Source organism: Rhodovulum viride (genome assembly GCF_003265965.1).
Lineage (GTDB): Bacteria > Pseudomonadota > Alphaproteobacteria > Rhodobacterales > Rhodobacteraceae > Rhodovulum > Rhodovulum kholense.
Genome location: NZ_MUAV01000218.1, coordinates 1 through 358, shown reverse-complemented (window position 1 = coordinate 358; position 358 = coordinate 1). Strand labels below are relative to the sequence as shown.

The 358-nt window shown below is 72.1% G+C and carries 2 protein-coding genes; both read left to right on the top strand.

Features of this window, described 5'->3' with window-relative positions:
• The first annotated feature begins 3 nt into the window (after positions 1–3).
• The gene (locus BYZ73_RS24320) at positions 4–120 is read left to right on the top strand and encodes a glycoside hydrolase family protein (RefSeq protein ID WP_425451112.1); all 117 of its coding nucleotides are present in this window, start codon (positions 4–6) and stop codon (positions 118–120) included.
• A partial coding sequence (locus BYZ73_RS21930; protein WP_220086899.1) for a hypothetical protein occupies positions 99–358 on the top strand: 260 nt, incomplete at its 3' end. The genes BYZ73_RS24320 and BYZ73_RS21930, both read left to right, overlap by 22 nt.

Here is a 358-nt window from a genome sequence, read left to right as displayed (position 1 = left end):
GACGTGCCGGGCGCCTGCGAGGCCCTGACCTGGTGGAACAAGGCGGGCGGGCGCGTCGTCGCGGGGCTCCGGAACCGCCGCACCGAGGAATACGGCTATTGCATGCGCGAGGCATCGTGATGGGCTGGCTGGTGCAGATCCTCGGCGGCGGGCTGGCGGGCCAGCTGCGCGAGGCCTACGAGGCGCGGCTGCGCGCCGCCAACGATGCCGACCGGATCGCGGCCGAGATCCGCATCGCCGAGCTGCAGGAGCGTCAGGCGAATCGGGCGCTCGGCGGGCGCCTGACCGCTTGGGTGCAGGCTGCCTGGGCGGCGCCGTTCATCCTCTACAACGCCAAGCTGCTGATCTGGGACAAGGT